The sequence below is a fragment of the Devosia insulae DS-56 genome (assembly GCF_000970465.2).
GTDB lineage: Bacteria > Pseudomonadota > Alphaproteobacteria > Rhizobiales > Devosiaceae > Devosia_A > Devosia_A insulae.
Genome location: NZ_LAJE02000047.1, coordinates 1 through 2,986, shown reverse-complemented (window position 1 = coordinate 2,986; position 2,986 = coordinate 1). Strand labels below are relative to the sequence as shown.

General features: G+C 62.5%; 2 protein-coding genes. Both read left to right on the top strand.

Annotated elements, in window-relative coordinates:
* Positions 1-96: 96 nt before the first annotated feature.
* Positions 97-2,151: a S9 family peptidase gene (locus tag VW23_RS02355; protein ID WP_069907988.1), complete on the top strand. Its 2,055-nt coding sequence runs from the start codon at positions 97-99 to the stop codon at positions 2,149-2,151.
* Between the two features lie 103 nt (positions 2,152-2,254).
* Entirely contained in the window at positions 2,255-2,863 is a 609-nt protein-coding gene (locus VW23_RS02350; protein WP_069907987.1) for a superoxide dismutase, read from the top strand.
* The last annotated feature ends 123 nt before the right edge of the window (positions 2,864-2,986 follow it).

Genomic DNA, 2,986 nt, shown 5'->3' with positions numbered 1-2,986 from the left:
ACCGTTACCCACCCACTCGCTCGTGCATCCTGCGTCTTTTGTTTTTGCACGCAGAACACGGCATACGACATTTCTGCCTGTCCCGTGCGCTCGTATATGCCTATAAGAGCCAGTCCCACGACCAACCACGGCATCACCCGGCAGGATCCCTATCACTGGCTGCGGGCCGATAACTGGCAGCAGGTGATGCAGGATCCGTCCACCCTGCCCGCCGATATCCGCGGCTATGTCGAGGCGGAGAACGCCTATTTCGCCGAGGCCTTCGAGACGGCGCATGAGGCGTTGACCGACAAGATCTATCGGGAGATCCGCGGCCGCATCAAAGAGGACGAGAGCGGCATCCCGTCGGCTGATGGCCCGTGGGCCTACAATTCGCGCATGGAAGAGGGAAAGCAGTACCCGATCCTCGTCCGCACGCTGCGAGGCGGCGGCGACGAACAGGTGCTGCTCGATTGCAATGTCGAGGCCGGCGAGGAGTATTTCGGCTTTGGCGGCGGCGACCACGATCCGTCGCACCGGCTGCTCGCCTGGAGCGCCGACCGGCAGGGCTCGGAGTTCTACACCCTGCATATTCGCGACCTCGCCACCGGCAAGGATACCGGCGAAGTGATCGAGGATGTCGCGGGCGGCGGCGTCTGGTCGGCCGATTCCAGCGCCATCTACTATTCCGAATATGACGACAACCATCGTCCGTTCAGGGTCCGTCGTCACGTGCTCGGCACGCCGCAGGCCGATGACGAGATCGTCTACGAGGAGAAGGATCCGGGCTTCTTCGTCGGCGTCGACGAGACGCTATCGCGCAACTACATCGTCATCGACGCGCACGACCACCAGACCAGTGAGTTCTGGCTGATCGATACCCGCACCGGCGGCGCGCCGAAGCTGGTTTCGCCCCGCCTCACCGATCGCGAATACGACGTCGAGGACCGCGACGGGGTGTTCTACATCCTCACCAACGCCGACGGCGCCGAAGACTTCAAGATCGTCACCGTCGCGGCTGACAATCCGGCGGCCGAAAACTGGATCGACCTGGTGCCGCACCGCCCGGGCGTCTTGATCCTCGACATTATCCTGCTCAGCCATCACCTCATCCGGCTCGAGCGATCCGAGGGGCTGCCGCGCATCGTGGTGCGCAACCTCGACGATGGCGAAGAGTGGACAGTGAAGTTCGATGAGGAGGCCTATGCGCTAGGCATGTCGGCCGGTTTCGAGTTCGACACCACGACCATTCGCTTTACCTATTCGTCGCCGACCACGCCGTCGCGCACCTATGACCTCGACCTGGTGACGCGCGAACGCACCCTGCTCAAGGAACAAGTGGTCCCGTCCGGGCACAACCCTGATCACTATGAGACCAAGCGCATCTTCGCCAAGGCCGAGGATGGCGAGCGGGTGCCGGTGACGCTGCTCTACCGCAAGGGGCTGAAGCTCGACGGCACGGCGCCCGTCCTGCTCTACGGCTATGGCGCCTATGGCATGGCGATACCGGCCGGCTTCTCGGTGTCGAAGCTGTCGCTGGTCGATCGCGGCTTCGTCCACGCCACGGCGCATATCCGCGGCGGCATGGACAAGGGCTATGCCTGGTACAAGAACGGCCGCCGCGAGCAGAAGACCAACACTTTTACCGATTTCATCGCGGCCGCCGAAACGCTGATCGAACTGGGCTATACCAGCAAGCAGCGCATCGTCGCCGAAGGCGGCTCGGCCGGCGGCCTGTTGATGGGTGCTGTCACCAACATGCGCCCTGAGCTCTGGGCCGGCGTCATTGCTGAGGTGCCGTTTGTCGACGTGCTCAACACCATGCTCGATGAAACCCTGCCGCTCACCCCGCCGGAATGGCCCGAATGGGGCAACCCGATCATCGACAAGGCGGCCTATGACCGCATTGCCGGCTATGCGCCATACGAACAGGTGGCGGCGATCGACTATCCGCCGATCTTTGCGCTGGCCGGGCTCACCGATCCGCGCGTCACCTATTGGGAACCGGCCAAATGGGTGGCCAAGCTCCGCGCCACCAAGACCGACAGCAATCCGCTCTACCTCAAGACCCACATGGGCGCCGGCCATGGCGGCGCTTCGGGCCGCTTCGACCAGCTCAAGGAGACCGGGCTGAGCTATGCCTTTGCGCTCAGTTGCGTCGGATTGGCATAATTCCACCCAAAGCGGGAATTGTTGAGCAATGCCAAAGGGCCTATATCGGAGCCAGCCCAGCGGCCAACAATCATAGAGACTGTCCCCCAAGGAGGCATCCAGAATGGCATACGAACTTCCCCCCCTGCCCTACGCCTATGACGCGCTCGGCCCGTACATGAGCAAAGAGACGCTCGAGTTCCACCACGACAAGCACCACCAGGCTTACGTCACCAACGGCAACAAGTTGGCCGAGGGCAAGGGTCTCGAAGTGCTCGAGCTCGAGGACGCGGTCAAGGAAGTGTTTGGCAAGGATCCGGCGCTCTTCAACAATCTGGGCCAGCACTACAACCACGTGCATTTCTGGAACTGGATGAAGCCCAATGGCGGCGGCGGCGCCTCAAAGGTCCCGGCAGCGCTGCTCAAGGCGATCGAGTCCGATCTCGGTGGCTTCGACAAGTTCCGTGCCGATTTCATCAATGCCGGCACCACGCAGTTCGGCTCGGGCTGGGCCTGGCTGTCGCTGAAGGATGGCAAGCTCCAGGTCACCAAGACCGCCAATGGCGAGTCGCCGCTGGTGCATGGCAACGCCAAGCCGCTGCTCGGCGTCGACGTCTGGGAGCACTCCTATTACATCGACTACCGCAACGCGCGCCCGAAGTACCTCGAGGCCTGGTTCGACAACCTGGTGAACTGGGAACATGTCGAGTTCCTGTTCGAAGAAGCCCGCTAAGCTTCAAAGCAGATTGCGTTCAGGGCCCGCTTCGGCGGGCCCTTTTCTTTCTGCTCCCCTCCCCCTTGAGGGGAGGGGAGCAGAAAGAAAAGGGCCCGCCGAAGCTGTCCCTTATCCACATCT